We start from the raw sequence: 24,414 nt of genomic DNA, 5'->3' as shown, positions 1-24,414 counted from the left end.
GAGCCTCCAGCCCGTCGACAGCCCCTCCGCGGACGCCTGAGCCCCGCGCGGACCGCCGCCGAGGACGCCGTAACGTGACCCCAATGAGCGACCACATCGTCCACCTCACCGAGCGCTCCCTGTGGGAGGCCGCCCGCGCGACGGGCACCTACGAGATGTCCACCCGGGGCCGCACCCTCGGCCAGGAGGGTTTCGTGCACTGCTCCACCCGCGCCCAACTCCCGGCGACCGCCCGCCGCTTCTTCGCCGGTCTCGACGACCTGGTGGTCCTGGTCATCGACCCCGACCGCCTCGACGTACCCGTGAAGTACGAGGCGAACACGCCCGGCGGCGAGGAGTTCCCGCACGTGTACGGGCCGATACCGGTGACCGCCGTCGTGGATGTGGAGCCCTGGGCGTGACCGGCTTATCGCGCCACCGGGTCTGGCGGCGGGTGGTGATCGCGTGGGCCGTCGCGGTGGTCGTCGGAGGGGGACTCACGTTGTGGCTTCAGGACTCCGCCGCGCCGCCGCCCCCCACCCGCTGGGAGAACGCGCCGCCCTCGGAGCGGCCCGTGCACAGCGACTGCCCGGACGACGAGGGCCCCACGGTCGTCCTGTGCGCCTGGGCGACCGTCAGCCCTTCCGTTCCATGAACCGCAGCATGTTCCCCGCCGGGTCGCGGAACGCGCAGTCGCGCACCCCGTACGGCATGTCCGTCGGTTCCTGGATCACCTCGGCGCCGGAGGCCTCGACGCGGGCGAAGAGGGCGTCGCAGTCCTCGGTGGTGAAGTTGACCCCGCGCAGCACGCCCTTGGCCAGCAGCTGTTCCATCACCTCCCGGTCGGCGGGCGAGAGGTCGGGGTTGGCCGCGGGCGGCTCCAGGACGATCGACACGTCCGGCTGCAGCGGCGGCCCGACTGTGGTCCAGCGCATGCCCTCGTACTTGACGTCGTTGCGGATCTCCAGGCCCAGGACGTCGCAGTAGAAGGCGATCGCCTTGTCGTGGTCGTCGACGGCGATGAAACAGTTGTGCAGTTTCAGGTCCATGGCTCCAACCTAAGTCGACAACCGCCGTCACGTCCGTCGCGGACGCGTGTACGCGCGCACCACGCAGGGCGGGATCTCGGCGCTCTCCTCGTGCGAACGGGCCCGGTAGGAACTGGGCGTCTCGCCCACCAGCTCGGTGAAGCGGGCGCTGAAGGAACCCAGCGAGGTGCAGCCGACCGCCATGCAGACCTCGGTGACGGTGAGGCCGCCGCCGCGCAGCAGGATCTTGGCGCGCTCGACGCGACGGGTCATCAGATAGCCGTACGGCGTCTCGCCGTAGGCCTCGCGGAAGCTGCGCTGGAAGTGGCCCGGCGACATCAGGGCGGTGCGCGCGAGGGCGGCCACGTCGAGGGGCTCGGCGTACTCGCGGTCCATGCGGTCGCGCGCCCGGCGCAGCCGTACCAGATCCTCACGGTTCACCACGTCAGCATCGCACGATCCTCACCGGTCGGGCGCGGGAAGCCGAGTTGGGCTTCGCCCGCAGTTCGCCTGCTGTACGAAAGCGCTTGTTCCCATGGGGCGATGGACCACATCACGTTCCTCGTGGCGGTCGTCATCGTCACGGCTCTCGCCTTCGACTTCACCAACGGATTCCACGACACGGCGAACGCGATGGCCACCTCCATCGCCACCGGCGCGCTCAAACCCAGGACGGCCGTCCTGGTCAGCGGAGTCCTCAACATCGCCGGGGCCTTCCTGTCGACGGAGGTCGCCAAGACGATCTCCGGGGGGATCGTCGACGACACGCTCGTCAGCCCGGCGATGATCTTCGCCGGGCTGGTGGGCGCGATCCTGTGGAATCTGCTGACCTGGCTGGTCGGGCTGCCGTCGAGCTCGTCGCACGCGCTGTTCGGCGGCCTGATCGGGGCCGTGTGGGTCGGGGCCGGTTCGCACGGCGTGCACTTCGACAAGGTCGTCGAGAAGGTGCTGATCCCGGCGGTGGCCTCGCCCGTCGTGGCCGGTGTCGCCGCCCTGATCGCCACCTACTTCGCCTACCGGCTCACCGCCCGCGCCCGCAGGGGCTCGGTCACCAAGGGCTTCCGGCTCGGCCAGATCGCCTCGGCCTCCCTGGTCTCCCTCGCGCACGGCACCAACGACGCGCAGAAGACCATGGGCATCATCACCCTCACCCTGATCTCCGCGGGTGCCCTCGGGCACGACGCCGGCCCGCCGGTGTGGGTGATCGCCTCGGCGGGTCTCGCCATCGGCCTGGGCACCTACATCGGCGGCTGGCGGATCATCCGCACGATGGGCAAGGGCCTGACCGAGATCCAGTCCCCGCAGGGCTTCGCCGCGGAGACTGCCTCCACCGCCGTCATCCTGACCTCGGCCCACCTGGGCTTCGCCCTGTCCACCACGCAGGTCGCCTCCGGCTCCATCCTCGGCGCCGGTCTCGGCCGGCGGCTGGCGGAGGTCCGCTGGGGCGTGGCCGGCCGCATGGTCGCCGCCTGGCTGATCACGCTGCCCGCCGCCGCGCTGGTCGGCGGCGTGTCGGCGAGCGCCGTCAAGCACGGCGGCGACCTCGGCACGGTGGTCGTCGCGTTGGTCGGTGCCGCCCTCGCCGCGGGCATCGTCGTGCTCTCGCGCCGCAACCCGGTGCACGCGCGCAACGTCAACGACGCCCACGAGGTCACCATCCGCACCGAGCCGCCGGCCCGCGTCGGCACGGCCGCCTGAGGCAGGGAGAGTTTCGATGAGTCTGGACTGGAACGCACTCGGCCAGGTGACCGCGGTGAGCATCGGCGTCACCGTCGCCGTGGTCGTCGTCTTCGCCCTCGGGGTACTGGGTCTCGCGCGGCACGAGGGCGCCCGTGAGGAGGGCGACGGCGCCTCGTCCCTCGGCACGGCCCAGGCCGGGCTGTGCTTCCTGGCCTGCGCGGCCGTGGTGGCGTACGGGATCTGGCTGATCGTGCCGCAGTTCCACTGAGCACCGGAAAGGACCACGGGATGACGACGCCCCTGACGGCCGACCTGAAGGTCGACTACACCGACCCCGACGAGCCGGTGCTGATCCGCCCGGACGGATCGCCGATCGACACCTGGAAGGAGGACTACCCGTACGGGCAGCGCATGGAGCGCAGGGAGTACGAGCTCCACAAACGGCTGCAGCAGATCGAACTGCTGAAGCTGCAGAGCTGGGTGAAGGAGACCGGGCGCCGGATCGTCATCCTCTTCGAGGGACGGGACGCGGCCGGCAAGGGCGGCACCATCAAGCGCTTCACCGAGCACCTCAACCCGCGCGGCGCCCGGGTGGTGGCGCTGGAGAAGCCGACCGAACGCGAGCGCGGGCAGTGGTACTTCCAGCGCTACGTCGAACACCTGCCGACCGCCGGCGAGATCGTGCTGTTCGACCGGTCCTGGTACAACCGGGCGGGCGTGGAGCGCGTGATGGGCTTCTGCGACGACGAGTACCGCCGCTTCATGCGCCAGGCCCCGCTGTTCGAGCGGATGCTCGTGGACGACGGTGTGGACCTGGTGAAGTTCTGGTTCTCGGTCTCCCGCAGCGAGCAGCGCACCCGCTTCACCATCCGCCAGGTCGACCCCGTACGGCAGTGGAAGCTCAGCCCGATGGACCTCGCCTCCCTCGACCGCTGGGACGACTACACCTCCGCGAAGGTCGCCATGTTCCGCGAGACCGACACCGACCACGCGCCCTGGACGGTGGTGCGGAGCAACGACAAGAAGCGGGCCCGCGTGGAGGCCATGCGCAGCGTGCTGGCCCGCTTCGACTACACCGACAAGGACGGGGAGGTCGTCGGTCGCCCCGACCCGCGGATCGTGGGCGCGGCGGCGGGACTGCTGGAGGCGGGGGAGGACGACGACGGAAGCCGTTAGGCCGGGGAACGCCGAAGGGGCCCGCCCGGAAAACCGGTCGGACCCCTTCGGGAAGCCCGCGGACCCGCGATGGTGCACCGATCGCCGGTCCCCGCGAACGGGACGTTCGTCAGGCCTTCTTGGTCTCCCAGAAGATCTTGTCGATCTGGGCGATGTAGTCCAGGGCCTTCTGGCCGGTGGCCGGGTCGGTGGACGCCTTGGCGGCCGAGAGGGCCTTCAGGGCGTCGTTGACCAGCTGGTGCAGCTCCGGGTACTTCTCGAAGTGCGGGGGCTTGAAGTAGTCGCTCCAGAGCACGGAGACGTGGTGCTTCGCGAGCTCGGCGCGCTGCTCCTTGATGACGGTGGCACGCGCCTGGAAGTGCGGGTCGTCGTTGCCGGCCATCTTCTCCTGGACGGCCTTCACGGACTCCGCCTCGATGCGGGCCTGGGCCGGGTCGTACACGCCGCAGGGCAGGTCGCAGTGCGCGCTGACCTTGACCTTGGGGGCAAACAGGCGGGAAAGCATGAAGCGTTCCTTCCTCGTGATCGTCTTCTCAGGTGCGACATTACTCCCTGGGAGAGGCTAATTCGCGAGTGCCCCCATGGGCTTAGGACAAAAGTCCAGGGTGAGACTGAGACTGGTGGAGGATCGGACCGGGGAGGTGCCGGTGATGCCGGAGCTGTCGCAGGACGTCGAGCGCGGACGGGCGCTGCTGCCCTTCGGGGTGGCGGAGGTGACCGGACCGTCCATGGTGCCCACGCTCCACCACGGGGATCGCCTCGTGGTGCAGTACGGCGCCCGGATCCGGCCCGGTGACGTCGTCGTACTGAGGCATCCGTTCCAGCAGGACCTGCTCGTCGTCAAGCGGGCCGCCGAGCGGCGCGAGGGCGGCTGGTGGGTGCTCGGCGACAACCCGTACGCGGGCGGCGACAGCACGGACTACGGGACCGTCCCGGAGGACCTGGTACTGGGCAGGGTCCGCTTCCGGTACCGGCCGCTGAAGGCCGGTCAGCGCTCCCCGTTCGCGCTCGCGCGCTGGGCGCTGTCGGCCGCGTGGCCCGTCGTCTCCGACCGGTCGGCCTCCAGGCGCTTGCGGGCCCGGTAGGCGGCCACGTTGGCCCGGGTGGCGCAGCGGTCGGAGCAGTAGCGCCGGGAGCGGTTCGTCGAGGTGTCGAGGTAGGCGTTGCGGCACGGCGCTGCCTCGCACAGCCCCAGGCGGTCGACGCCGTACTCGGTCAGATGGAAGGCCAGGCCCATCGCCGCGATGGCCGCGTAGCCCGCGGTCGCGTTCGACGGGTGGTCGGCCAGGTGCATGTGCCACAGGGGCCGGCCGTCGTCGTCCCGGAAGTTGTGCCCCGAGATCTGGGGGCTGACGGGGAACTCCAGGAGCAGCGAGTTCAGCAGGTTCACCGCCAGTGTCTCGTCGCCGGCGTCGGCCGCCTCGAAGACCGCCCGCAGCCGGGCCCGGACCGAGCGGAAACGCGTCACGTCCGCGTCCGTCGCGCGCCGGGCCGCCTCCTTGTTCGTGCCGAAGAGGTCCCGGACCGCCTCCACCGAGGTGAGCGCGTCCTTGCCCCGCTTGGGCTCCTCGCTGTTGACGAGCCGTACGGCGTAGTCCGAGTAATAGGCCAGTTCCACTTGTGGTCCTTACGCAGGCGCTCTATGGTCGTGGGTGCGGTCGGTAACAGACGATCGTGCTTCCAGGGTATTACGAACGTCGACGGGTGGAGGGGCAGCGATGACGACTGGCGCGACGAACGCGACGGAGACCGGCGGCCGCGAGTGGGCACTCGGGTACCAGCAGTCGTGGGACCGGCAGCAGGAGTGGTACATGCCGGACCGCGAGGAGCGGTTCCGCGTCATGCTCGACATGGTCGAGGCCTGCGTCGGCACCGAGCCGCGCGTCCTCGACCTCGCCTGCGGCACCGGCAGCATCACCGCCCGCCTGCTCGACCGCTTCCCGAACGCCACCAGCACCGGCATCGACCTCGACCCCGCCCTGCTCGCCATCGCGCGCGGCACTTTCGAAGGTGACGAACGGGTGGGCTTCGTCGAGGCCGACCTCAAGGACCCGGACTGGCCCGCGCGGCTGCCGTACGACACCTACGACGCGGTCCTCACCGCCACCGCCCTGCACTGGCTGCGCACCGACGCCCTGGACGACCTCTACGGCCGGCTCGCCGGACTCGTCCGGCACGGCGGCGTGTTCATGAACGCCGACCACATGCCCGACGACACCACACCCCGCATCAACGCCGCCGAACGCATCCAGCGCCACGCCCGCATGGGCCAGGCCCAGACCGACGGCGCCCTCGACTGGGCCGAGTGGTGGGCCCAGGCCGCCAAGGACCCGGTCCTGGCCGCCCCGACGGCCCGCCGCTTCGAGATCTACGGCGCCCACGCCGACGGCGAGATGCCCTCCGCCGCCTGGCACACCCGCACCCTCCTCGCCCACGGCTTCGACGAGGCCAGGGCGGTGTGGTGCTCGCCTTCGGACACGTTGGTGCTGGCGCTGAAGTAGCTCAGTTGCGCAATGAAGTGCACATGTACAAGGTGCAGACGGAAGGCAACCTGTCGCCGCGCAGTCCCTGGCTGAACCTCTGATGCGGTTCTGAAAAGAAAATGCCGTCCACCCCGGCCGGGGTGGACGGCATCTGTCATTCGTACCAGGTCACAGCACCTTGGAAAGGAAGGACTTGGTGCGCTCGTGCTGAGGGTTGGTGAGGACCTCTCGCGGGTGACCGGACTCCACGACCACGCCGCCGTCCATGAAGACCAGGCTGTCGCCGACCTCGCGGGCGAAGCCCATCTCGTGGGTGACGACGATCATCGTCATTCCGGACTCGGCGAGGTCGCGCATGACGTCGAGGACGTCACCGACCAGCTCCGGGTCGAGGGCGGAGGTCGGCTCGTCGAAGAGCATCAGCTTCGGGTCCATGGCGAGCGCGCGGGCGATGGCCACGCGCTGCTGCTGACCACCGGAGAGCTGCGAGGGGTAGCTGCCCGCCTTGTCGGCGAGACCCACGCGCTCGAGGAGCTGGTGGGCGCGCTCCTTGGCCTCCGCCTTGTTCTGCTTCTTGACCTGCATCGGCGCCTCGATGACGTTCTCCAGCGACGTCATGTGCGGGAACAGGTTGAAGCGCTGGAAGACCATGCCGATGTCCCGGCGCTTCACGGCGACCTCGCTGTCCTTGAGCTCGTACAGCTTGTCGCCCTTCTGGCGGTAGCCGACCAGCTCCCCGTCGACGTACAGCCGCCCGGCGTTGATCTTCTCCAGGTGGTTGATGCACCGCAGGAACGTCGACTTGCCGGAGCCGGAGGGGCCGATGAGGCAGAACACCTCGCCGGACTTCACCTCCAGGTCGATGCCCTTGAGGACCTCGAGGGGACCGAAGCTCTTGTGGACGCCCTCGGCCTTGACCATGGCGAGGGACGGGTCGCGCGGGACGCTGGTGTCCGTCTGCTTGCTCAGCTTGTCGGTCATGCGCCCACGGCTCCCTTCGGCCGGCCCAGCGACAGCAGGTTGGCCCTGACCTTCTGCAACGGTGTCGGCGGCAGCTGGCGGCTGGACCCCCGCGCGTAGTACCGCTCGATGTAGTACTGGCCCACGCTGAGGACCGACGTCATGATCAGGTACCAGGCCGCGGCGAGGAAGTACATCTCCACCGGGGCGCCGGAGTTCTGGCCGATGTCCTGGGCGTATCTGAAGAGCTCTTGGAACTGGACGGCCGCCACGAGCGAGGTCGTCTTCAGCATGTTGATCACTTCGTTGCCCGTCGGCGGCACGATCACGCGCATCGCCTGCGGGATGATGATCCGCCGGAGCGTCTTGCCGTGCCCCATGCCCAGTGCCTGGGCCGCCTCGGTCTGTCCCTCGTCGACCGCGAGCAGACCGGCGCGGCAGATCTCCGCCATGTAGGCGGCCTCGTTGAGACCGAGGCCGAGCAGCGCGGTCAGCAGCGGGGTCATGAACACGGACCAGTACTGCTTGTAGAACGGCCCGAGGTCGATGTACGTGAAGACCAGGCCCAGGTTGAACCAGACGAACAGCTGGACCAGGACCGGGGTGCCCCGGAAGAACCAGATGTAGAACCAGGCGATGGACGAGGTCACCGGGTTCTTCGACAGCCGCATCACCGCGAGGACGATGCCGCCCACGATGCCGATGATCATGGACAGAACCGTCAGCAGAAGGGTCTTGTAGACACCCTTCAGGATCCGGTCGTCGAAGAAGTAGTCGGGGACCGCGCTCCAGTTGATCTTTCCCTGGCCGAACGCGTAGATGATCGCGACCAGCAGCCCGATCGCGATGACGGCGGAGACGTAGCGTCCGTAGTGCCGTACCGGAATGGCCTTGATGGCCTCCGGGCCGGCCGGGGGCGCGTCCTCCGGCCCCGCCGTCTTGTTGTCGATGTCAGAAGTCACGGGTATTGCCTCTCAGTGCCCGCTCGAACGGTGACCGCTCGCAGGGTCACTTGCCGCCGTTGATCACGGACTCCTTGACGGCGCCGTCCTCCGCGCCCCACTTGTCGAGGATCTTCTGGTACTCGCCGCTCTTGATGATCGCGTTCATCGCGGCCTGCAGCGCGTCGCGGAGCTGGGTGTTCTCCTTGGACACCGCGATGCCGTACGGCGCGGCCTCGACCTGGTCGCCGACGACCTGGAAGTCCTTGCCGCCGCCGGAGGTCTTCACCGCGTACGCGGCGACCGGGAAGTCGGAGGAGGCCGCGTCCGCGCCACCGGAGCGCAGGCGGGTCTGGGACTGCTGGTCGTCGTCGAAGGCCTCGATGGTCAGCTTCTTGCCGCTCGGGCACTTCTTCGCCTCGGACTTGGCCAGGTCCTCGGAGACGGTGCCGCGCTCCACGGCGAGCTTCTTGCCGCACAGGTCCGACCACGAGGTGATGCCCTTGGTGTCGCCCTTGCGCGTGTAGATGGAGACACCTGCGGTCAGGTAGTCGACGAAGTCCACGCCCTCGCCGACCTTCTTGCCGGTGTCGGGGTCGACGCCCTCCTGCCGGTTCTTGTTGTCCGTCATCGCCGACATGGCGATGTCGTACCGGTCGGAGCGGATGCCGGTGAGCAGGGCGTCGAAGGTACCGTTCTGGAACTGGAACTTCACACCGAGCTGCTTGCCCATCGCGGCGGCCAGGTCCGGGTCGATGCCGACGACCTTGCCCGCGCTGTCCTTGAACTCGACCGGGGCGTAGGCGATGTCCGAGCCCACCCGGATGACGCCCTTGTCGCGGATCGAGGCCGGGAGCTTGCTCGCCAGCGGGGCGGAGCTCGCGGCGGCGCTGCTGCTGGAGTTGTCCTTCTTGGTCTGGTCACCGCAGCCGGTGAGGATCAGGGTGCCTGCGACCGCGATCGCACCGACCGCGGCCAGACGGTGGTGCGCGGCGGTCGCACGACGGGTGGAGCTTGCGGTCATTTTGGGTTCCTCCGGCTGATAAGTGGAGTTGCCGATGGGTCGACGAGAACACACACCATCGGGTGTCGCGACCTCGTGGGTTTACGGCATCTTGCCATTCGGACGGAGCCGTTCAGGGGGCTGGAGATGTCAAAATCGGATAACGGGTGACCCCCGAACCCGGCCAGGTCCGGACAAGATGACGGGACCATCTCCTGAAATCCGTCATTCCGGCCGGAAGATCTCCGGTCGATCTCAGGATGCGGACCCGCGCGACGAGGTGTTGATCACTGTTCGACCGGTCGTCGAGCGCTGGTCGATGGGCTGTTCCCTACATTTGGGGACGATTCTCGTCACCTAGATGTGACCTTCCGGCGCTGTGGTGTGACCTTGCACTTAATGGACTCGTCCTCGGCGGGTCCGTCCGGTAAGAAGGTTCTTTACACCCCTCATCCGGGGCTCGTGGCGCGTGTGCGGCGCGCCCGTCGCGTATGACCCGTACGCATCAACAGATCGGGGCATGCGCGGTCCCGCCCACTTCTCACCAGGAGTGGCCACCCTCAACCATTGAAGACTTAAGGGGTAAAACAAAGTGGCAGCGGAGATCGTCAATCCTCGCAGCGACAGCAATACGGACCAGGACGGCGGGGCGGAGCCCCTCGATTCCTTCGATCCGGCGTTCGCGCTGCACCGCGGCGGCAAGATGGCCGTGCAGGCCACCGTGCCCGTCCGTGACAAGGACGACCTGTCCCTCGCATACACACCCGGAGTGGCGCGCGTGTGCACCGCGATCGCCGAACAGCCGGAGCTGGTCCACGACTACACGTGGAAGTCGTCCGTGGTGGCTGTCGTCACCGACGGCACCGCCGTGCTCGGACTCGGGGACATCGGCCCCGAGGCCTCCCTCCCGGTGATGGAGGGCAAGGCCATCCTGTTCAAGCAGTTCGGCGGCGTGGACGCCGTGCCGATCGCTCTGAACTGCACCGATGTGGACGAGATCGTCGAGACCGTGGTCCGGCTCGCGCCCTCCTTCGGTGGCGTCAACCTGGAGGACATCTCGGCACCCCGGTGCTTCGAGATCGAGCGCAAGCTGCAGGAGCGGGTCGACATCCCGGTCTTCCACGACGACCAGCACGGCACCGCGGTCGTGACGCTGGCGGCCCTCCGGAACGCCGCGCGGCTGACCGGCAGGGGCCTCGCCGACCTGCGGGCCGTCATCTCCGGCGCCGGCGCGGCCGGTGTCGCCATCGCCAGGATGCTGGTCGAGGCCGGCATCGGTGATGTCGCCGTGGCCGACCGCAAGGGCGTCGTGTCCGCCGACCGCGAGGACCTCACGCCGGTCAAGCGGGAGCTCGCGGGCTTCACCAACAAGGCCGGCATCACCGGTTCGCTGGAGGACGCCCTCGCGGGCGCGGACGTCTTCATCGGCGTCTCCGGCGGTACGGTCGCCGAGGAGGCCGTCGCCTCGATGGCCGAGGGGGCGTTCGTGTTCGCCATGGCCAACCCGAACCCCGAGATCCACCCCGACGTCGCGCACAAGTACGCGGCCGTCGTGGCGACCGGGCGGTCCGACTTCCCGAACCAGATCAACAACGTGCTGGCGTTCCCGGGCATCTTCGCGGGCGCGCTGCAGGTGCGGGCCTCCCGGATCACCGAGGGCATGAAGATCGCTGCCGCCGAGGCGCTGGCGGGCGTGGTCGGGGACGACCTCGCCGCGGACTACGTCATCCCGTCGCCGTTCGACGAGCGCGTCGCTCCGGCCGTCACGGCCGCGGTCGCGGCCGCGGCTCGCGCGGAGGGTGTCGCGCGTCGCTGACGTCCGTGACACCGGCCGTCGCATCGGCTGGATGACTCTTCCGAGCCGTGGCATCGGCTGGATGACTCTTCAGAGTCGCCGCATCGGCTGAATGACCCCGTCCGTCAGGGCGGGGTCATTTCTTTACCCGGCCGCTCACCCTTGCGAGTGAATGTGCCTCGGGCGCCCGGACCGGCGGGTGCAAGAGGGCATGTGTCACAGGGCCGCACGGTTCCGTCGGTTCGGGTCGCCGCCTATCGTCAAGGTCATGTTCGCCGTCTACGCCGCCCGAATCGACCGCGACCAGCCGCTGAGCGGCCTCGAACTCGGGGACCGCCCCGCCCCCGAGGCCCGGCCCGGCTGGAGCACCGTCAACGTCAAGGCCGCCTCCCTCAACCACCACGACCTCTGGTCGCTCCGGGGCGTGGGTCTGACCGAGGAACGACTGCCGATGATCCTCGGCTGTGACGCCGCCGGCGTCGACGAGGACGGCAACGAGGTCGTGTTGCACTCGGTGATCGGTCAGAGCGGACACGGGGTCGGACCCAGGGAACCCCGTTCCATCCTGACCGAGCGCTACCAGGGGACCTTCGCCGAGCAGGTCGCCGTGCCGACCTGGAACGTACTGCCCAAGCCCAAGGAGCTCTCCTTCGCGGAGGCCGCCTGTCTGCCGACCGCCTGGCTCACGGCGTACCGGATGCTCTTCACCAACGCCGGTGTCCGGCCCGGTGACTCAGTGCTGGTGCAGGGCGCCGGCGGTGGTGTCGCCACGGCCGCGATCGTGCTCGGCAAGGCCGCCGGCCTGCGGGTCTTCGCCACCAGCCGGGACGAGGCCAAGCGGAAGCGGGCCCTGGAGCTGGGGGCCGTGGAGGCGGTGGAGTCGGGGGCCCGGCTGCCGCAGCGGGTCGACGCCGTCATCGAGACCGTCGGCGCCGCCACCTGGTCGCACTCCATCAAGTCCCTGCGCCCCGGCGGCACACTCGTCATCTCCGGTGCCACCAGCGGTGACCGTCCCTCGCACGCCGAACTCACCCGGATCTTCTTCCTCGAACTCAAGGTCGTCGGCTCCACGATGGGCACCAAGGACGAACTGGAGGACCTGCTCTCCTTCTGCGCCGCCACCGGCGTCCGTCCCGTCATCGACGAGGTGCTGCCGATGGACCGCGCGCGTGAGGGCTTCGAGCGGATGGAGTCCGGGGAGCTGTTCGGGAAGGTCGTCCTCACCAACGACTGACCATTCCCCTGTACTTGGTCCGTGTCTGCGGCCGACCCGTTCTCCGGGTCGGCCGCTCGCGTTTGTCAACCACAGTTGACGCGAGTGGGTTGTCAACGTAGGTTGACATCATGACCGAAGCAACGGATCTCGCCGAGCGGGCCGGTGACCGTGATCCACGGGTCGGACTGCGCGCCGTCGCCGCACTTCGCCGTCTCCTGGAGCAGTTGGAGGCGGTGCAGGTGCGCAGTGCGCGCCATCAGGGCTGGTCGTGGCAGGCGATCGCCGCGGAACTCGGCGTCAGCAGGCAGGCCGTGCACAAGAAGTACGGGAGGCATTGATGTTCGAACGGTTCACGAAGGACGCCCGTGCGGTGGTGCGGGGCGCGGTGGAACATGCGGAGCGGACGGGGGCGGGCACGGTCGACGCGGAGCATCTCCTGCTCGCGCTTCTCGAACGGGAGGGCAGCCGGGCCTCTTTCGCGCTGGCCTCGCTGGGAGTGGCCGGGGGAGTGGCCGGTGCGGGCAGGCAGTCCGTGCGGGACGCCGTGGCCGAGGGGCGGCGGCGCGCCGGACTCTCCCGAGCCGATGCCGACGCCCTCGCCGGGCTGGGCATCGACGTGTCGGAGATCGTCGCCCGCGTCGAGGAGGTGCATGGCGTGGGGGCCATGTCCGGTGGCCGGGGGGACAGGGGTTGGTGGTCGGGCCGCCGTGCCTTCGGCCGCGACGCCAAGGGCGTCCTCGAGAGGTCGCTGCGCACCGCGATCGCCCACGGCGACCGGCACATCGGCGACGAGCACCTGCTGCTGGCCCTGACCACCGGCGGCGGTGTGGCGGCCGAGGCCCTCGCCGACCACGGTGTCACGCATGAGTCGCTGACGCGGGTTCTGTACGGCGGGGGTGAGGGGCGGGCGAAGGCCGGCTGAGGGGAGGGCGGTGGCGGGGCCTTCTCGTGCCCGGTCGTGAGGAGGGCCGCTTCCTCCGGCGGTGGCGCCGACGCCGCCCCCGCCCCCGACGCCGGTGCCTGTGGCTGTGGCGTCGGCGGGCGGAGCGGCCCTCCGGTGCTCAGACCCTGGGGCCGCGCAGCATCGCCCCGATGTGGGCCGCCGCCGTCGACAAGTGGCGTCGGGCCTCGCGGAGTTGGTCCTCCGTGACGCCGTGGTCCCTGGCCGCGTCGCGGATGTCGTCGCGGAAGCGGTCCAGGAGACGGTCGAGGTCACGGGACGGATCGCCGGTGGCGTCCTCGTGCGCCCAGGCCGGCTCGTAGTCGGCGGGGAAGTCCTCGGGCGTCTGCGAGTACTCCGGGCGCGGTGCCGAGGCGCTGGCGCCGGTGCCGTTCCGTCCGAAGCCGAAGTCCTTCCCGAACTCCTTGCCGAAGTCCTTCCCGAAGTCCCCGAACTCCTTGGCCAGTTCGGTCAGGCCCTCGCGCACCCCCGTCGGCCAGTCACCGCGCGCGAAGTGGTCCTGGACCTGCTCCTGCACGCGCCGGCCGATGCGCTGCAGCTCCTCCTGAGCCTGGGCCCGGGCCCGCTCCTGCGCCTCCTTGGCCTGGCGCCGGGCACGCTGCGCCTCCTCGCGGGCCCGCCGGCTCTCGTCCTTGGCCCGCCGGGCCTGCTCCTTCCACTCCTGCTTGACCCGCCGCATCTCCTCCTTGGCGGCGCGCCAGGCCTCCTTCTCGTCGTAGTCCCCGAAGTCCTGCGAGGAACCGTCACGTTCGCCGTGGCCCTTGGCGCCCCCACCCCGCTGTGCCTCCGTGGCCGCCGCCCGCATCTCGCGCCGCAGGTCGCCCGCGGCGCCGCGCACGTCGGCCCGGATCTCGGCGGCGAGTTCGGCGACCGACTCGCGGATCTCCAGCTCCAGGTCGGCCAGTTCGCCGGAGCGGTCGGCCAGTTCGGCGCGGCCCGCGTCCGTGATGGCGTACACCTTGCGGCCGCCCTCGGTGGTGTGGGTGACCAGGCCCTCGGCCTCCAGCTTGGCGAGGCGGGGGTAGACGGTGCCCGCCGACGGTGCGTACAGCCCCTGGAACCGCTCCTCAAGGAGCCGGATCACCTCGTAGCCGTGGCGCGGAGCCTCGTCCAGCAGCTTCAGCAGGTAGAGGCGGAGGCGGCCGTGGGCGAAGACGGGGGGCATGTCAGAGCACCTTCTTGTCGGTCGTGCCGTCGGCCGGGGCGCCGCTCGCGCCGCCGCCCTGGCCGGAAACGGAATTGTCCCCCGAGCCGCCGTGCGGTCCGTCCGCCGGGGTCTCCGTCGGATCCGTCCGCGGGGCGGCGTCCGACGGTGCGGAGTCGGTCCCCGTGTCCCCGGGAGACGCGTCCGGCGGTGTGGCCTCCGTCCCGGCACCGCCCGGAGCCGGGTCCTCGACGACCGGGCCGATGTCCTCGGGATCGACGTCCCAGGGCTCGTCCTCGATCGGGGGCCGGCGCAGCAGGGCGATCGAGCCGGAGACCGTGGTCGCCTTGAGGCTGCCGCTGCCCGAGCCGAGCCGTCCGGTGATGCGCTTGGCGCCCCACTGGCCGCTGACCCGCAGGTCCTCGAAGGCGTTGGAGACCGTCCCGCTCGCCGTGTTCGCCTCCACCCTCGCGTCCGCCGGGTGGGGCAGCCGGATGGCGATCTCGCCGGAGACGCTCGTGAGACTGATGTCGGTCGGCCGGCTCGCCGGGTCGAGATCGACGATCATCGAGCCGCTCACCGAGTCCGCCTTGACCGAGGAGCCCGCCTCGACGACGGTCAGGTCCCCGGAGACGGAGTTGAAGCGGAGGTCACCGCGCAGGGCCTGCGCCTCCACATTTCCCGAGACGGTGTCGGCGCGCACCGGGCCGGTGAGCCCCACCAGGGTCGTGTCCCCGGTGACCCCCTTGACCTCCGTGCGCCCCTCCAGGCCGGAGACCACGGCCGCGGCGCCGACCACGCCCACCTCGAGGCGGGTGTCGGCCGGCACGGCCAGCGAGACCACGGCACTGCGCCGCCATCCCTTGCGGTCGAGCCACTTGAGGAACCCCTTCCAGGGCAGGTCCTCGTAGGCCACGGTGAGTGTGCCGTGGTGCTGGGTGACCACCAGGGGTGGTCCCTCGATGTCGGACAGCTCAAGGCGGGCGGAACCTTCGTCCGTGCCCACCACGTTCACCGTTCCGTTGACGATGCGTACGTGGAGCTCTCGCACGGGCTCGTCGAACGTGAGCTTCCGCGGCTCTGAGACGGACCACTCGGGCATGGTGCTGACCTCCCCGTCGCAACGCGCCATATCGCGTCTTCTTGATTTCACGATATATCGCGGGCACGGAAAGTCAAGACACTCTTTCCGGGGACGTCGTCCGCCCCGAATCGACCCGGAGATCGACTCCGAGGCGGAATCGTCCTATTTTGTGACCATGTCGACGGATACTCCTCGCCCTGGTGCCGCCGCCGGAGCTCTGCTGCTCTGCCGGGCCGATCCCGACTCCGTCGCCTTCGCCGCCCGGCTGTTGCGCGAACCCATGCTGCTCACCGGGGCGGGCGAGACCTGGAGCGTCCTGGTGCCCGAGGGCCGGCCCTGGCGGGACGGCGGCGAGCCCGTGGACCGGGTCCTGACCGGCTGGGCCTCCGCCCTCGCCGTCGGCGCCCCGTGGCCCGTACTGGCCCTGTGGTGGGACGCCGACCGTTCCGGTTACACCCTCGCGTCCGGCTTCCGCCGCCCCGTCGGCTACGTCTGGCTCACCAACGGCACGCCCGCCGGCGAGGACGAGGCGATGCGCACCTTCGCGGCCCGCCTCGGCCTCGACCCGGTCCTGGACGTGTAGGCCCTCGACGAACTCACCGAACCCGACCCCGCCATCGACGCCGCGGCCCGATTGCGCGCCCTGCTCGCCGTCCTCACGCGCGCGGGGGTCGCCCTGCCGGCCGGACTCACCCCCGGCGAACCCGCCGACCGCCTGCGCGAGGCCGCTCGGGAGCAGCGGGACACCCGTCCGGTGGAGTGGCCGGGATGGCGCGAGGCCGTACGGGCGGAGCTGGACGTCGTCGACAGCGGCGGCGGTCTGAGCCCGTGGCGTCCCTGGGCCGGCACACCCCAGTCCCGCGCCCTGGCCCTCGCCCAGGTGGCGGCAGGCATCCCACTCGCCGTCCTCGGCGCCCGGCGACACAGCGCCGCCTGGGCCGCGGCGGGGGCGCTCCTGCTGGCGCACGGGGCGCTCGGGCTGGCGTACGAGGTGGTGCGACCGCGCGACTGACGGGGGCCGGGAGTCCGCCACCACGGAAGAGCGCGCTCATGCGGAGCGAGGCGGCCTGGCAAGGTGGGTGGCCCCGCTGGGACGGGTGGCCCGGCAAGACGCGTGGCTCTGCCGTGACGGGCGACCCAGCAGGGACGGGCGACTCAGCAGGGACGGGCGACCCAGCAGGGACGGGTGGTCCCGCAAAGGCGGGCGGCCCTGCGAGGACGGGCAGCGCCGCAAGGACGGCAGGCGGCAAACGCGGGCGAACCTGCAAGGACGGGCGCCCCCACAGGCAGGGCGTGCGCGGAAGCCCCCGTACGGGGCCTCGAAGCGCCGCAGGTCAGCGCGGCCCCCACAAGCCCCCGTCCCGGCGCCGAAGCGCCGCAGGCCTACTCCTCGTCCTCGTCGTCCAGGCGGGCCAGCCACGTCGCCAGGCGTTCCACCGGGACCTCGAAGTCCGGGTTGAGGTCGACGAACGTCCGCAGCTGCTCGGCGAGCCACTCGAAGGTGAACTCCTCCTCGCCGCGCCGCTTCTCCAGTTCCTCGATGCCGCGGTCGGTGAAGTACATGGATCGTGCTCCGTGATGGGTTGCGGGGGTTGGCACGCTCCCTGAGGGGAAGGACCCTTTCCCCTGCGATGGGTGGGACGGGGAGAGAAAGGTCCTCCGGTTCGTCCGGGGAGACGGAAAAAGCATATGCGGCGATGGGGGAACGCCATGAGCCAGGACGTGACGCGGGTAGCGCGCATCGCACTGCCGGACGGGACACCGGTGTGGGCCCGGATCTCGGGCACCGAGGAGCTGAGCGCGCCGCCGGGCCAGTTGTCCTTCAGCGACGTCGGCTTCGCCGACCGGGTCGAGGCGAGCGTGGACAGTCTGCACTCGCTCATCACCGGAGTCGCCCGCTCGCTCGCCGAACCGCTGCGCGCGGTGCGTCCCGACGAGGTCAGCGTCGAGTTCGGCATCGAGCTGACCGCCAAGGCCGGCAAGGTCGTCGGCCTGCTGGCCGACGGCGAGGCGAAGGCCGGCATCACGGTCACCCTCACCTGGAACGGCGGCCCGCCCCAGCCGGACGCGCCGCCCGCCGCGCAGGCGCACGCCGCCACGCCACCCACCCCGTCCGCCCCGCCGTCCGGTGAGCCCACGCGCGCGGGAGCGTCTCCCGGCGCTCCGGTGCACGGCGGCACCGGAGCGGGCGCCGACGGGGGCGGGGAGTGACCCCGCAGCACGAGGGGGGCGCAACCGGCGGTCTCGACAAGGCTCACCGTGCGCTGCGTGACCTCGTCATGGCGGCGACCGTGCGCATCCATCGCACAGGTGTCGGGTATGCACCTGACGAACCGGACACCTTTCTCGGCAGCGGCTTCTTCGTCGCTCCGAACTGGGTGCTGACCTGCGCGCACGTCGTGCCCGGCGGAGATGGGGCGGAGATCGCGGTGATCCACCAGAGCGGACCCCAGCAGGCATCCTCCGTCGTCCTCGGCGAGGTGGCCGCGACGCTGCCCGACCGTGCCGGGCAGTCCCCGGCCGGCAGCTGGCCGGCCCCGGACCTGGCTCTGATCCGGCTGCGCGAACCGGTGGGCCACGACTGCATGTACATGTCCGAGCGGCCGACGACGTATGCCGGCGAGGGCAAGGTGCTCTACGCGGGCTGGACGGTCGTCTCGGGACAACTGCAGATCCTGGACGGGCCGATCGAGGTGCAGGGCACCATCGGCGGCTGGTCCACGGGCGTGCAGATGCGCCTCGGCCACAACGACCTGCCCTACGGCGTCTCCGGCGGCCCCGTCGTCGACCCGCTGCGCGGCGAGGTCGTGGGCGTCCTGAAGTCCCGCTCCGACCACGGCCAGGGCGGCACCTGCACCGGCATCGAGCGGCTGCGGACCCTGCCCGTCCCGCAGGGCGCCGTGACCGCGGAGCACGAGGACGTCTACCAGGCGGTCTTCCATGCCCACGACCGCTACCACCGCGACCGCCAGCAGCCCTCCGACTCCCGCCGTCCTACCTGGGCCGACGCGCAGAAGCGGCTCGGCGCCCGGCCGGGTCGCACACTGGACCCGGACGAGCGCACCGAACTGCTGGGCCGGCTCGCCGAGCTCCCGCCGCCCGCCAGCACCCGGGCCCTGCTGGACATCGTGGACACCCTGCCCAACTTCGAGGCCCCGCACCTGCTGCCCGCCCCGCGCGCCTGGCGCGACGGCCTCGGCATGCTCTACGAGAACGCCTGGGACGACGGCGTCCTCAAGCTGGTCATCGACTACACGATGCGCGTGATGTGCGCCGACCGGCCGCTGACCCCCAGCACGCTGAGCGCCGAACACGCGCTGTGGGACTGGGTGCGCCAGGCGGCGGCGAGCCTCGACAGCGGCTACCGCAGCAGCCTCGCGCGCCGCCGTGAGGAATGGTCCGCACTGCGCCGGCGGCAGCGGACGCGGGGGCCGGACGCCGAGGGCACGGCAGGCGGCGGCCAGGACCGGCCGGGCATCGCACCGCCCTGGCCGGGAGCCGCGACGTCCGCCGCACCCGCGGTGACGCCGGGGGCTGCCCGTACACCCGTCCCGGGCCCCGGCGGGCACGCACGCGCGACGCCCCGCCTGACCGTCCTGCTGGAGGTGCTGCGCCGGGGGTGGGAGCCGGACCGGTGCGACTGGTCCGTCTCCCTGGCTCGCCCCGACGGGGACGTGCTGCGGCTGCACGAGGCCGAGCGCACCCCGGTGGACCGGCTGCGGGCCGAGGCCGCCGGACCGCTCGCCGAGGCCTTCCGCCGCTGCGACGCCCCCGGCAGCTCCGCGCCGCTCCAGGCGGCCCTGCCGCACCTGCTGCTCGGACTGCCGGTCGACACCTGGCAACTGAGTGCCGACGAGCCGCCGTTGGGGGCGCAGCGCCCGGTCGTGGTGCGCTGCTCCGACCGCGACCAGCTTCCCGACGACGGCGAGTACGACATCCAGGACGCCGCCGACGACCACCACGAACGGCACGACCGCTGGCGCTGGTTGCACCTGCACGACGCCCGCGCGGAGGTCCTGGACTGCGAGGACGGCGTACGACAGCCCGTGCCGGCCCTGTCCGACCTGCGCGGGCTTGCCCACCGCACCGTCCCGGTGCTGTGCCGGTACGGCGACCACCGCTACGAGGACGACGCCGCGGCCCTGGCCCGCATCGTGCACGCCGGCTTCGGCGTGGCCCTGTGGCGGCGCCGCCCTGGCCGCCCGGACGACGTCTGCGGCGAATTTCACCGCGGGGCGCGCAAGGCCGTGGACGACGGCGGCAGCACGGTACTGCTGCCCGACGTCGTGCACGACATACGCGCGCGCCTGCGCGCCGGACTGACCGACGCCTTCTGGGCCGAGGGCATAGCGCTCTACTACGACGACCCGCACCAGCCCCTGCCCGGCACCGGAGACCTGCTGGAGGCCCCTTGAGGAGGCCGTCGCCCGCTCTCCGGCCCCCTTACCACGCCCCCTGAGGGTCGATACCGTGATGCACGTTCGACGGCCGCCATGGACGAGTGACGACGAGGACCGGACCATGACCGATTCCAATGAGTGGCTCATCTACCGAGGCGCCGGCGAACCCCACGACGGGATAGACCGGTTGCCCGCCCCACCGCCCTGGCGCGACTTCTCCGGCCGGGACTCCGGCGCCCCCGGCGACGGCTCCCAGGACCGCAGGCTCGGCGCCAACCGCCACCTGGCGGAACTGCACCGGCCGGGCGCCGAGGAGCTGGAGATGATCAACGCGGCGCTGTATCTGCGCCGTCCGCTGCTCGTCACAGGCAGTCCGGGCGCGGGCAAGAGCACCCTGGCCCACTCGGTGGCCTACGAACTGGGCCTGGGCGAGGTGCTGCGCTGGTCCATCGTCAGCCGCTCCACGCTCCGCGACGGGCTGTACGAGTACGACGCCATCGCCCGGCTGCAGGACGTGCAGATCGCCGCCCAGGGCGGGTTCGGCGGCGCCGCCGGCAGCCCCGGCGCCGTGGAGAGCATCGGCAGCTACATCCGCCTCGGCCCGCTCGGGACCGCTCTGCTGCCCTCCGACACCCCGCGCGTGCTGCTCATCGACGAACTGGACAAGAGCGACATCGACCTGCCGAACGACCTGCTGAACGTGCTGGAGGAAGGCGAGTTCGAGATACCCGAACTCCAGCGCGCGGCCGACCGGTTGCCGGACGGCGAGGCCGAGGTGCTCACCGCGGACGGGGTCAAGGTACGGGTGCGCGACGGCCGGGTGCGCTGCCGCGCCTTCCCGTTCGTCGTCCTCACCAGCAACGGCGAACGCGACTTCCCGGCCCCGCTGATGCGCCGCTGCATCCACCTGGAGCTGGACCGCCCGGACCACAACCGGCTCGCCACCTTCGTCCGGGCCCACCTCGGCGCCGAGGCGGCCCGCGCCGGCGACGACCTCATCAACCGCTTCCTGGAGCGCTCACGCAGTGAACTCCTGGCCGCCGACCAGCTGTTGAACGCGATATATCTCACCGACGCTGCCGCGCCGCCCAGTCGCGACCGGCTGGCCGACCAGCTCATCCAGCGGCTCGACCGCCCGAGGTGAGGCGCTGATGCCCGACGCGACCGCACGCCACGGTCCCAGCGGCTCCGGCCCGGCACCCCAGGACGGCCCCCGCGCCCCCGAGGAGACCCCCACGGCGGGCGGCCCGGAGTCGGCGCAGCCGACGGACGGCCGTGACCCGATCGCCGAACTCGTCGCACGGCTGCGGCAGATCGGGCTCGACCCCGACGTGGAAGGCCTCAGCGACGCCCTCTGGCTGGCCCGTTGGTCCCGGACCCCGGACGGCCGGACCGAGCAGGAGCCGAACGCGCCCGGCGGGCAACGGCCGGGGCGGCCGCAGGACGGCACGTCCGGCCAGGGCCCCGTACCGCCCGCCCCGGACCACCCGGCGCCCCGGCCGCCCGCGCCACCGTCCTCGTGCGACACCGGGGCCGGGCGCGTCGCCCTGTACCCGCCCTCGCGCGGCGACGCGGCACGCACGCGTGCGTCGCGGCACGCCTCCGCGCTGCCGGTCGGCGTGCCCGCCGCCCCCGTGCTGCCCGCTCCACTCGAACTCCAGCGCGCCTTACGCCCGTTGCAGGGCTACCGCAGCGCCGCCCCGCCGCTGCGGCGCACTCTCGACGAGACAGCGACGGCCGAACTCAGTGCCCGTGCGGGCGGCCTGGTGATGCCGGTGTACCGGGCCGTGACCCGCGGCGACACCCGGTTGCAGCTCGTCCTGGACGCCTCGCCCTCGATGCGCGTGTGGGACCGCATGTTCGGCGAACTGGAGCAGGTATTCGCCCAGTTGGGCGCCTTCGGGGACGTACAGGTCTGCCACCTGCACGAGAGCCCGGACGGCGAACCGGTGGTCTCCCGCAGTCTCGACGCGCACGCGGCCCCGCTGCACGCGGCGGACCGGCTCAGCGACCCGACCGGACGCCGGATCACCCTCCTGGTCAGCGACTGCGCGGGGCCCCTGTGGCGCAGCGGCGCCGCGCACCGGCTGCTGCACCACCTCGCCCGGCAGGCCCCCGCGGCGGTCCTGCAACCCCTCCCGCAACGCCTGTGGACCCGCACGCGGCTGCCGGTGACCTACGGCGAACTCACCCGCGGCGAGACGCTCGGTGGAGCCGCCGTACTGCGGGTGCGCACCCCGGTCGGCCCCCCGGCCGAACCGCGCCGCGGCGCGCTGCCCGTTCCCGTGCTGCCGCCCGAGCCGGTCGCGCTCGGCTCCTGGGCCCGGCTGCTGTCCGGCGCCGGGTCCGGCCCGGTCGCCGGGGCCGTGGGCTGGGTGCGCGCCGACCAGCCGCCCGCCCCCGCCGCCGGTACCGCACGCCCGCGCTCCTGGGTGGAGCGCGTCGGCCGCTTCCGCGCCACCGCCTCCCCGGCCGCCGGCCGGCTCGCCGTCTACCTCGCGGCGGCCCCGCTGTGCCTGCCCGTCATGCAGCTCGTGCAGCGCACCATGCTGCCCGACTCCGGCCCCTCCGAACTGGCCGAGGTGCTGCTCAGCGGCCTGGTCAGCCGGGCCGGCGACAGGTACGGCGACGACGGCGCCCAGTGGTACCGGATGCAGCCCGACGTACAGGAGGCGCTGCTGTCGACGCTCGGCCGGGACGAGGCGGTCCTCGTCCTCAAGCACTGCTCTGAGTACATCGAGCACCGCTACGGCAAGGGCGGCCCCAACTTCCCCGCCCTGGCCCTCGCTCAGCTCGGCAACGGCGGCTCGGGACGCCCGTACGCACCCGGCGGCGGGTACCCCGGCGACAACGGCGACGTGACGCTCGTACCGCAGCCCTTCGCGGAGGTCGCCGCGCGCGTGCTGGAGCGATTCATGCCGCTGCCCGAGCAGTTCGCGGTCTACGGCGGCCGGGCCACGCCCGGGTCGGCCGGACCCCGCGAGCCGCACCGGGCGGTCGTGCGGGCCCGCTCGCTGCTCGAGCGGTTCGACGACGAGGGCATGGTGCAGGACCTCATCGACGCCGTGCAGTTGCTGCGAGGCGCCACCGAGCACGAGCGGCCCGCGGGCCGTGACCCCGAACTGTGGGCGCAGTACGCCCGCTGCACGCTGCGGCTGTGGGAGGTGCAGGGCGGCCCCGAACTGCTCCACGAGGCCGAACAGGCCGCCGAACGGGCCGTCGCGCACCCGCACGCCCTGCGCGAACGGGCCGTCCTCGCGCGCGTGCTGCACGCCGCCGCAACCGACCGCCGGCGCCACGGCGACCCGCACGGCGCGATGGACCTGCTCAGTCGCGCCGACCGCGAGTACGCCGGAGCCTTCGCCGCCCCCGACCTCACCCAGGACGAGGCGCTCGAACTCACTCTGGAGCGGGTCGGAGCCCTGGAGGCGCAGTGGAGCCTGGGCGGCGACAGCGCGCTGCTGCAGGGCGCCGTCGGCATGCTGGAGGCGTTCGCGGACGCCTGGCCCGACCGCAGCCGGCGGCCCCCCGAACTCCCGCTGGCCCACGGCCGGGTCCTGCTGCGGCTGGCCGCCGCGACCACGGACCCCCAGCTGGCCCGCGACCACGCCGAGCAGGCCGCCCGGTCGCTGCGGGACGCGCTGGAGACCGCCGGCACCGAGGAGCGGGAGCAGGACGGCGTACGCGTGCGGCGCGACCTGGTCGACGCGCTGCTGGCCTCGGGCGGTTCGCTCGACGAGGCGCAGGAGCGGATCGACGAGGCGCTGCTGCTGGTCCGGGAACGGGCGCTGCGCTCCACGCTGCTGGTGCGGGCCGGGCGCATCGCCGTGGCCCGGCACCGAGAGACGGGGGAGACGGCGGAACTCCGCACGGCCGCCGACCGGTTCGAGCAGGCCGCCCACGGCATGCCCCGGGACGCCCCCGCGCACGCGGACGTCCTCGCCGAATGGGGCGAGACGCTGCTGCGGCTGGCCTCGCCGGAGACCGGCACCCGGGCGCTGGGCTCGCTGTCGCACGCGATCAGGGTGCTGCGCGAGTGCCGTACCGAGACCGCTTCCGGGGACGCCCGCCTCGCCCACCGCCTGCTGCTCCTGGGCCAGGCACTCATGGCCCGCTACGGCACCCGTGGCGACCCGGTGGACCTGCGCGAGGCGGAGTACCTGTTCGGACTGGCGGCGGCCGAGGCCACCCAGGCGATGACGGCCGCCCGGGCCCGGCTCGCCCTGGGACAGGCGCAGTTCGAGGCGTACCGGGGCCTGGGCCGGCCCACCCGCCTGGACGCGGCGGCCGACGCGTTCCGGGACGCGGCGGAGTCCGCCCGGGAGGCCGAGGAGCAGGCCGAGACCGAGCGGCGCAGCCACGAGGCCATGGAGTTGTGCGCTCAGGCGCACCACTGGCGGGGTATGACCTATGAGGCGGCCGCGCGCCCGCGCGCCGCCCGCGAGGCGTACCGCGCGGCGCGCGCGGAGTGGCAGCGGCTGCCGGACGACTGGGCCGGCACCGGCGCACCCACCGCGGAACAGACCGCGCACAGGCTCGCGGAGCTGGAGTGACGAGGGGGAGA

At 71.9% G+C, this 24,414-nt stretch carries 25 protein-coding genes and 1 pseudogene; 16 read left to right on the top strand and 10 right to left on the bottom strand.

Annotated features, from left to right (window positions below; all coding sequences use genetic code 11):
* The first annotated feature begins 83 nt into the window (after positions 1-83).
* Both ACIGDI_RS10250 and ACIGDI_RS10245 read left to right on the top strand, forming a co-directional pair.
* On the top strand, positions 84-401 hold the full coding sequence (locus ACIGDI_RS10250; protein ID WP_399893439.1) for a DUF952 domain-containing protein: 318 nt from the start codon (positions 84-86) through the stop codon (positions 399-401).
* Entirely contained in the window at positions 398-634 is a 237-nt protein-coding gene (locus tag ACIGDI_RS10245; RefSeq protein ID WP_399893436.1) for a hypothetical protein, read from the top strand. The genes ACIGDI_RS10250 and ACIGDI_RS10245 overlap by 4 nt, the downstream gene beginning before the upstream one ends.
* Here ACIGDI_RS10245 and ACIGDI_RS10240 read toward each other — a convergent pair.
* Positions 615-1,028: a VOC family protein gene (locus tag ACIGDI_RS10240; RefSeq protein WP_200702526.1), complete on the bottom strand. Its 414-nt coding sequence runs from the start codon at positions 1,026-1,028 to the stop codon at positions 615-617. The two genes, ACIGDI_RS10245 and ACIGDI_RS10240, sit on opposite strands and share 20 nt — an antisense overlap.
* Positions 1,029-1,055: 27 nt before the next feature.
* Positions 1,056-1,448: a helix-turn-helix transcriptional regulator gene (locus ACIGDI_RS10235; protein ID WP_399893431.1), complete on the bottom strand. Its 393-nt coding sequence runs from the start codon at positions 1,446-1,448 to the stop codon at positions 1,056-1,058.
* Positions 1,449-1,550: 102 nt separating this feature from the next.
* Between ACIGDI_RS10235 and ACIGDI_RS10230 the strand changes: the two genes are divergently transcribed.
* The 3 genes from ACIGDI_RS10230 to ppk2 are packed head-to-tail and all read left to right on the top strand — an operon-like array spanning position 1,551 to position 3,863.
* Positions 1,551-2,705, top strand: coding sequence for an anion permease (locus tag ACIGDI_RS10230; protein WP_399893429.1), 1,155 nt, complete (start codon positions 1,551-1,553; stop codon positions 2,703-2,705).
* A gap of 16 nt (positions 2,706-2,721) precedes the next feature.
* Positions 2,722-2,955 carry a hypothetical protein gene (locus ACIGDI_RS10225; RefSeq protein WP_272177243.1) on the top strand — a complete coding sequence of 78 codons (234 nt, stop codon included), beginning with the start codon at positions 2,722-2,724 and terminating at the stop codon, positions 2,953-2,955.
* A gap of 20 nt (positions 2,956-2,975) precedes the next feature.
* Positions 2,976-3,863, top strand: a complete 888-nt coding sequence (gene ppk2, locus ACIGDI_RS10220; RefSeq protein ID WP_399893427.1) for a polyphosphate kinase 2 — start codon at positions 2,976-2,978, stop codon at positions 3,861-3,863.
* A gap of 109 nt (positions 3,864-3,972) precedes the next feature.
* Here the strand turns inward: ppk2 and sodN are convergent, their stop codons facing one another.
* Positions 3,973-4,368, bottom strand: coding sequence for a superoxide dismutase, Ni (sodN, locus tag ACIGDI_RS10215; protein ID WP_023546844.1), 396 nt, complete (start codon positions 4,366-4,368; stop codon positions 3,973-3,975).
* A 145-nt stretch (positions 4,369-4,513) separates the two neighbouring features.
* Between sodN and sodX the strand changes: the two genes are divergently transcribed.
* Positions 4,514-4,948 carry a nickel-type superoxide dismutase maturation protease gene (sodX, locus tag ACIGDI_RS10210; protein ID WP_142147322.1) on the top strand — a complete coding sequence of 145 codons (435 nt, stop codon included), beginning with the start codon at positions 4,514-4,516 and terminating at the stop codon, positions 4,946-4,948.
* On the opposite strand, the gene ACIGDI_RS10205 is transcribed toward sodX, so the two are convergent.
* Entirely contained in the window at positions 4,852-5,481 is a 630-nt protein-coding gene (locus tag ACIGDI_RS10205) for a CGNR zinc finger domain-containing protein (protein WP_399893424.1), read from the bottom strand. The genes sodX and ACIGDI_RS10205 overlap by 97 nt on opposite strands.
* 100 nt (positions 5,482-5,581) lie before the next feature.
* Between ACIGDI_RS10205 and ACIGDI_RS10200 the strand changes: the two genes are divergently transcribed.
* Complete coding sequence (locus tag ACIGDI_RS10200; protein ID WP_399893421.1) at positions 5,582-6,364, top strand: class I SAM-dependent methyltransferase; 783 nt, start codon at positions 5,582-5,584, stop codon at positions 6,362-6,364.
* A gap of 150 nt (positions 6,365-6,514) precedes the next feature.
* Here the strand turns inward: ACIGDI_RS10200 and ACIGDI_RS10195 are convergent, their stop codons facing one another.
* Genes ACIGDI_RS10195 through ACIGDI_RS10185 form a run of 3 tightly spaced genes read right to left on the bottom strand, consistent with a single transcriptional unit; the run spans position 6,515 to position 9,271 of the window.
* Complete coding sequence (locus ACIGDI_RS10195) at positions 6,515-7,327, bottom strand: amino acid ABC transporter ATP-binding protein (RefSeq protein ID WP_399893418.1); 813 nt, start codon at positions 7,325-7,327, stop codon at positions 6,515-6,517.
* Positions 7,324-8,268 carry an amino acid ABC transporter permease gene (locus tag ACIGDI_RS10190; protein ID WP_399893415.1) on the bottom strand — a complete coding sequence of 315 codons (945 nt, stop codon included), beginning with the start codon at positions 8,266-8,268 and terminating at the stop codon, positions 7,324-7,326. Before ACIGDI_RS10190 ends, ACIGDI_RS10195 begins: the two co-directional genes overlap by 4 nt.
* 46 nt (positions 8,269-8,314) lie before the next feature.
* On the bottom strand, positions 8,315-9,271 hold the full coding sequence (locus ACIGDI_RS10185) for an ABC transporter substrate-binding protein (RefSeq protein ID WP_399893412.1): 957 nt from the start codon (positions 9,269-9,271) through the stop codon (positions 8,315-8,317).
* Positions 9,272-9,842: 571 nt separating this feature from the next.
* On the opposite strand from ACIGDI_RS10185, the gene ACIGDI_RS10180 reads away from it, so the two are divergent.
* The 4 genes from ACIGDI_RS10180 to ACIGDI_RS10165 all read left to right on the top strand — a co-directional run bounded on the left by ACIGDI_RS10180 (position 9,843) and on the right by ACIGDI_RS10165 (position 13,183).
* Entirely contained in the window at positions 9,843-11,066 is a 1,224-nt protein-coding gene (locus ACIGDI_RS10180; RefSeq protein ID WP_200702536.1) for an NADP-dependent malic enzyme, read from the top strand.
* A gap of 247 nt (positions 11,067-11,313) precedes the next feature.
* Complete coding sequence (locus tag ACIGDI_RS10175; protein WP_399893409.1) at positions 11,314-12,279, top strand: zinc-binding dehydrogenase; 966 nt, start codon at positions 11,314-11,316, stop codon at positions 12,277-12,279.
* A 110-nt stretch (positions 12,280-12,389) separates the two neighbouring features.
* The gene (locus ACIGDI_RS10170; protein WP_399893406.1) at positions 12,390-12,599 is read left to right on the top strand and encodes a helix-turn-helix domain-containing protein; all 210 of its coding nucleotides are present in this window, start codon (positions 12,390-12,392) and stop codon (positions 12,597-12,599) included.
* Positions 12,599-13,183: a Clp protease N-terminal domain-containing protein gene (locus ACIGDI_RS10165; RefSeq protein ID WP_399893402.1), complete on the top strand. Its 585-nt coding sequence runs from the start codon at positions 12,599-12,601 to the stop codon at positions 13,181-13,183. Before ACIGDI_RS10170 ends, ACIGDI_RS10165 begins: the two co-directional genes overlap by 1 nt.
* Positions 13,184-13,322: 139 nt before the next feature.
* Here ACIGDI_RS10165 and ACIGDI_RS10160 read toward each other — a convergent pair whose 3' ends face one another.
* Positions 13,323-14,387, bottom strand: a complete 1,065-nt coding sequence (locus ACIGDI_RS10160) for a helix-turn-helix transcriptional regulator (protein ID WP_399893399.1) — start codon at positions 14,385-14,387, stop codon at positions 13,323-13,325.
* Between the two features lies 1 nt (position 14,388).
* Positions 14,389-15,468, bottom strand: a complete 1,080-nt coding sequence (locus ACIGDI_RS10155; protein WP_399893396.1) for a DUF4097 family beta strand repeat-containing protein — start codon at positions 15,466-15,468, stop codon at positions 14,389-14,391.
* 157 nt (positions 15,469-15,625) lie between these two features.
* On the opposite strand from ACIGDI_RS10155, the pseudogene ACIGDI_RS10150 reads away from it, so the two are divergent.
* Positions 15,626-16,462: pseudogene (locus tag ACIGDI_RS10150) on the top strand (hypothetical protein).
* A gap of 371 nt (positions 16,463-16,833) precedes the next feature.
* Here the strand turns inward: ACIGDI_RS10150 and ACIGDI_RS10145 are convergent.
* Positions 16,834-17,013, bottom strand: coding sequence for a DUF6104 family protein (locus tag ACIGDI_RS10145; RefSeq protein WP_272177252.1), 180 nt, complete (start codon positions 17,011-17,013; stop codon positions 16,834-16,836).
* 147 nt (positions 17,014-17,160) lie between these two features.
* Here ACIGDI_RS10145 and ACIGDI_RS10140 point away from each other — a divergent pair, with 147 nt between their 5' ends.
* The 4 genes from ACIGDI_RS10140 (at position 17,161) to ACIGDI_RS10125 (ending at position 24,403) form a co-directional block, all read left to right on the top strand.
* On the top strand, positions 17,161-17,661 hold the full coding sequence (locus ACIGDI_RS10140; RefSeq protein WP_399893393.1) for a CU044_2847 family protein: 501 nt from the start codon (positions 17,161-17,163) through the stop codon (positions 17,659-17,661).
* Positions 17,658-19,865 (top strand): trypsin-like peptidase domain-containing protein, encoded by a 2,208-nt coding sequence (locus tag ACIGDI_RS10135; protein ID WP_399893390.1) that lies wholly within the window; start codon positions 17,658-17,660, stop codon positions 19,863-19,865. Before ACIGDI_RS10140 ends, ACIGDI_RS10135 begins: the two co-directional genes overlap by 4 nt.
* A gap of 106 nt (positions 19,866-19,971) precedes the next feature.
* A complete protein-coding gene (locus ACIGDI_RS10130; RefSeq protein WP_272177255.1) occupies positions 19,972-20,994 on the top strand; it encodes a MoxR family ATPase in 1,023 nt (340 codons plus the stop codon).
* Between the two features lie 7 nt (positions 20,995-21,001).
* Positions 21,002-24,403: an SAV_2336 N-terminal domain-related protein gene (locus ACIGDI_RS10125; protein ID WP_399893385.1), complete on the top strand. Its 3,402-nt coding sequence runs from the start codon at positions 21,002-21,004 to the stop codon at positions 24,401-24,403.
* Positions 24,404-24,414: the final 11 nt, after the last annotated feature.

Origin of the sequence: Streptomyces sp. NPDC085900 (genome assembly GCF_044540925.1) — a bacterium.
In the GTDB taxonomy this organism is placed as follows: domain Bacteria; phylum Actinomycetota; class Actinomycetes; order Streptomycetales; family Streptomycetaceae; genus Streptomyces; species Streptomyces gilvifuscus.
Note: the sequence above shows the minus strand (reverse complement) of the source record. Positions and strands in the feature narration are given on the sequence as shown.

Bases quoted from the DNA above. Each gene is read 5' to 3' on its own strand.
- ACIGDI_RS10155 (WP_399893396.1), bottom strand. From the start codon at position 15,468: ATGCCCGAGTGGTCCGTCTCAGAGCCGCGGAAGCTCACGTTCGACGAG.
- ACIGDI_RS10175 (WP_399893409.1), top strand. From the start codon at position 11,314: ATGTTCGCCGTCTACGCCGCCCGAATCGACCGCGACCAGCCGCTGAGC.
- ACIGDI_RS10140 (WP_399893393.1), top strand. From the start codon at position 17,161: ATGAGCCAGGACGTGACGCGGGTAGCGCGCATCGCACTGCCGGACGGG.
- ACIGDI_RS10250 (WP_399893439.1), top strand. From the start codon at position 84: ATGAGCGACCACATCGTCCACCTCACCGAGCGCTCCCTGTGGGAGGCC.
- ACIGDI_RS10145 (WP_272177252.1), bottom strand. From the start codon at position 17,013: ATGTACTTCACCGACCGCGGCATCGAGGAACTGGAGAAGCGGCGCGGC.
- ACIGDI_RS10230 (WP_399893429.1), top strand. From the start codon at position 1,551: ATGGACCACATCACGTTCCTCGTGGCGGTCGTCATCGTCACGGCTCTC.
- sodX (WP_142147322.1), top strand. From the start codon at position 4,514: ATGCCGGAGCTGTCGCAGGACGTCGAGCGCGGACGGGCGCTGCTGCCC.
- ACIGDI_RS10125 (WP_399893385.1), top strand. From the start codon at position 21,002: ATGCCCGACGCGACCGCACGCCACGGTCCCAGCGGCTCCGGCCCGGCA.
- ACIGDI_RS10240 (WP_200702526.1), bottom strand. From the start codon at position 1,028: ATGGACCTGAAACTGCACAACTGTTTCATCGCCGTCGACGACCACGAC.
- ACIGDI_RS10160 (WP_399893399.1), bottom strand. From the start codon at position 14,387: ATGCCCCCCGTCTTCGCCCACGGCCGCCTCCGCCTCTACCTGCTGAAG.
- ACIGDI_RS10195 (WP_399893418.1), bottom strand. From the start codon at position 7,327: ATGACCGACAAGCTGAGCAAGCAGACGGACACCAGCGTCCCGCGCGAC.
- ACIGDI_RS10200 (WP_399893421.1), top strand. From the start codon at position 5,582: ATGACGACTGGCGCGACGAACGCGACGGAGACCGGCGGCCGCGAGTGG.
- ACIGDI_RS10225 (WP_272177243.1), top strand. From the start codon at position 2,722: ATGAGTCTGGACTGGAACGCACTCGGCCAGGTGACCGCGGTGAGCATC.
- ACIGDI_RS10165 (WP_399893402.1), top strand. From the start codon at position 12,599: ATGTTCGAACGGTTCACGAAGGACGCCCGTGCGGTGGTGCGGGGCGCG.
- ACIGDI_RS10130 (WP_272177255.1), top strand. From the start codon at position 19,972: ATGACCGATTCCAATGAGTGGCTCATCTACCGAGGCGCCGGCGAACCC.
- ACIGDI_RS10185 (WP_399893412.1), bottom strand. From the start codon at position 9,271: ATGACCGCAAGCTCCACCCGTCGTGCGACCGCCGCGCACCACCGTCTG.
- ACIGDI_RS10170 (WP_399893406.1), top strand. From the start codon at position 12,390: ATGACCGAAGCAACGGATCTCGCCGAGCGGGCCGGTGACCGTGATCCA.
- ppk2 (WP_399893427.1), top strand. From the start codon at position 2,976: ATGACGACGCCCCTGACGGCCGACCTGAAGGTCGACTACACCGACCCC.
- sodN (WP_023546844.1), bottom strand. From the start codon at position 4,368: ATGCTTTCCCGCCTGTTTGCCCCCAAGGTCAAGGTCAGCGCGCACTGC.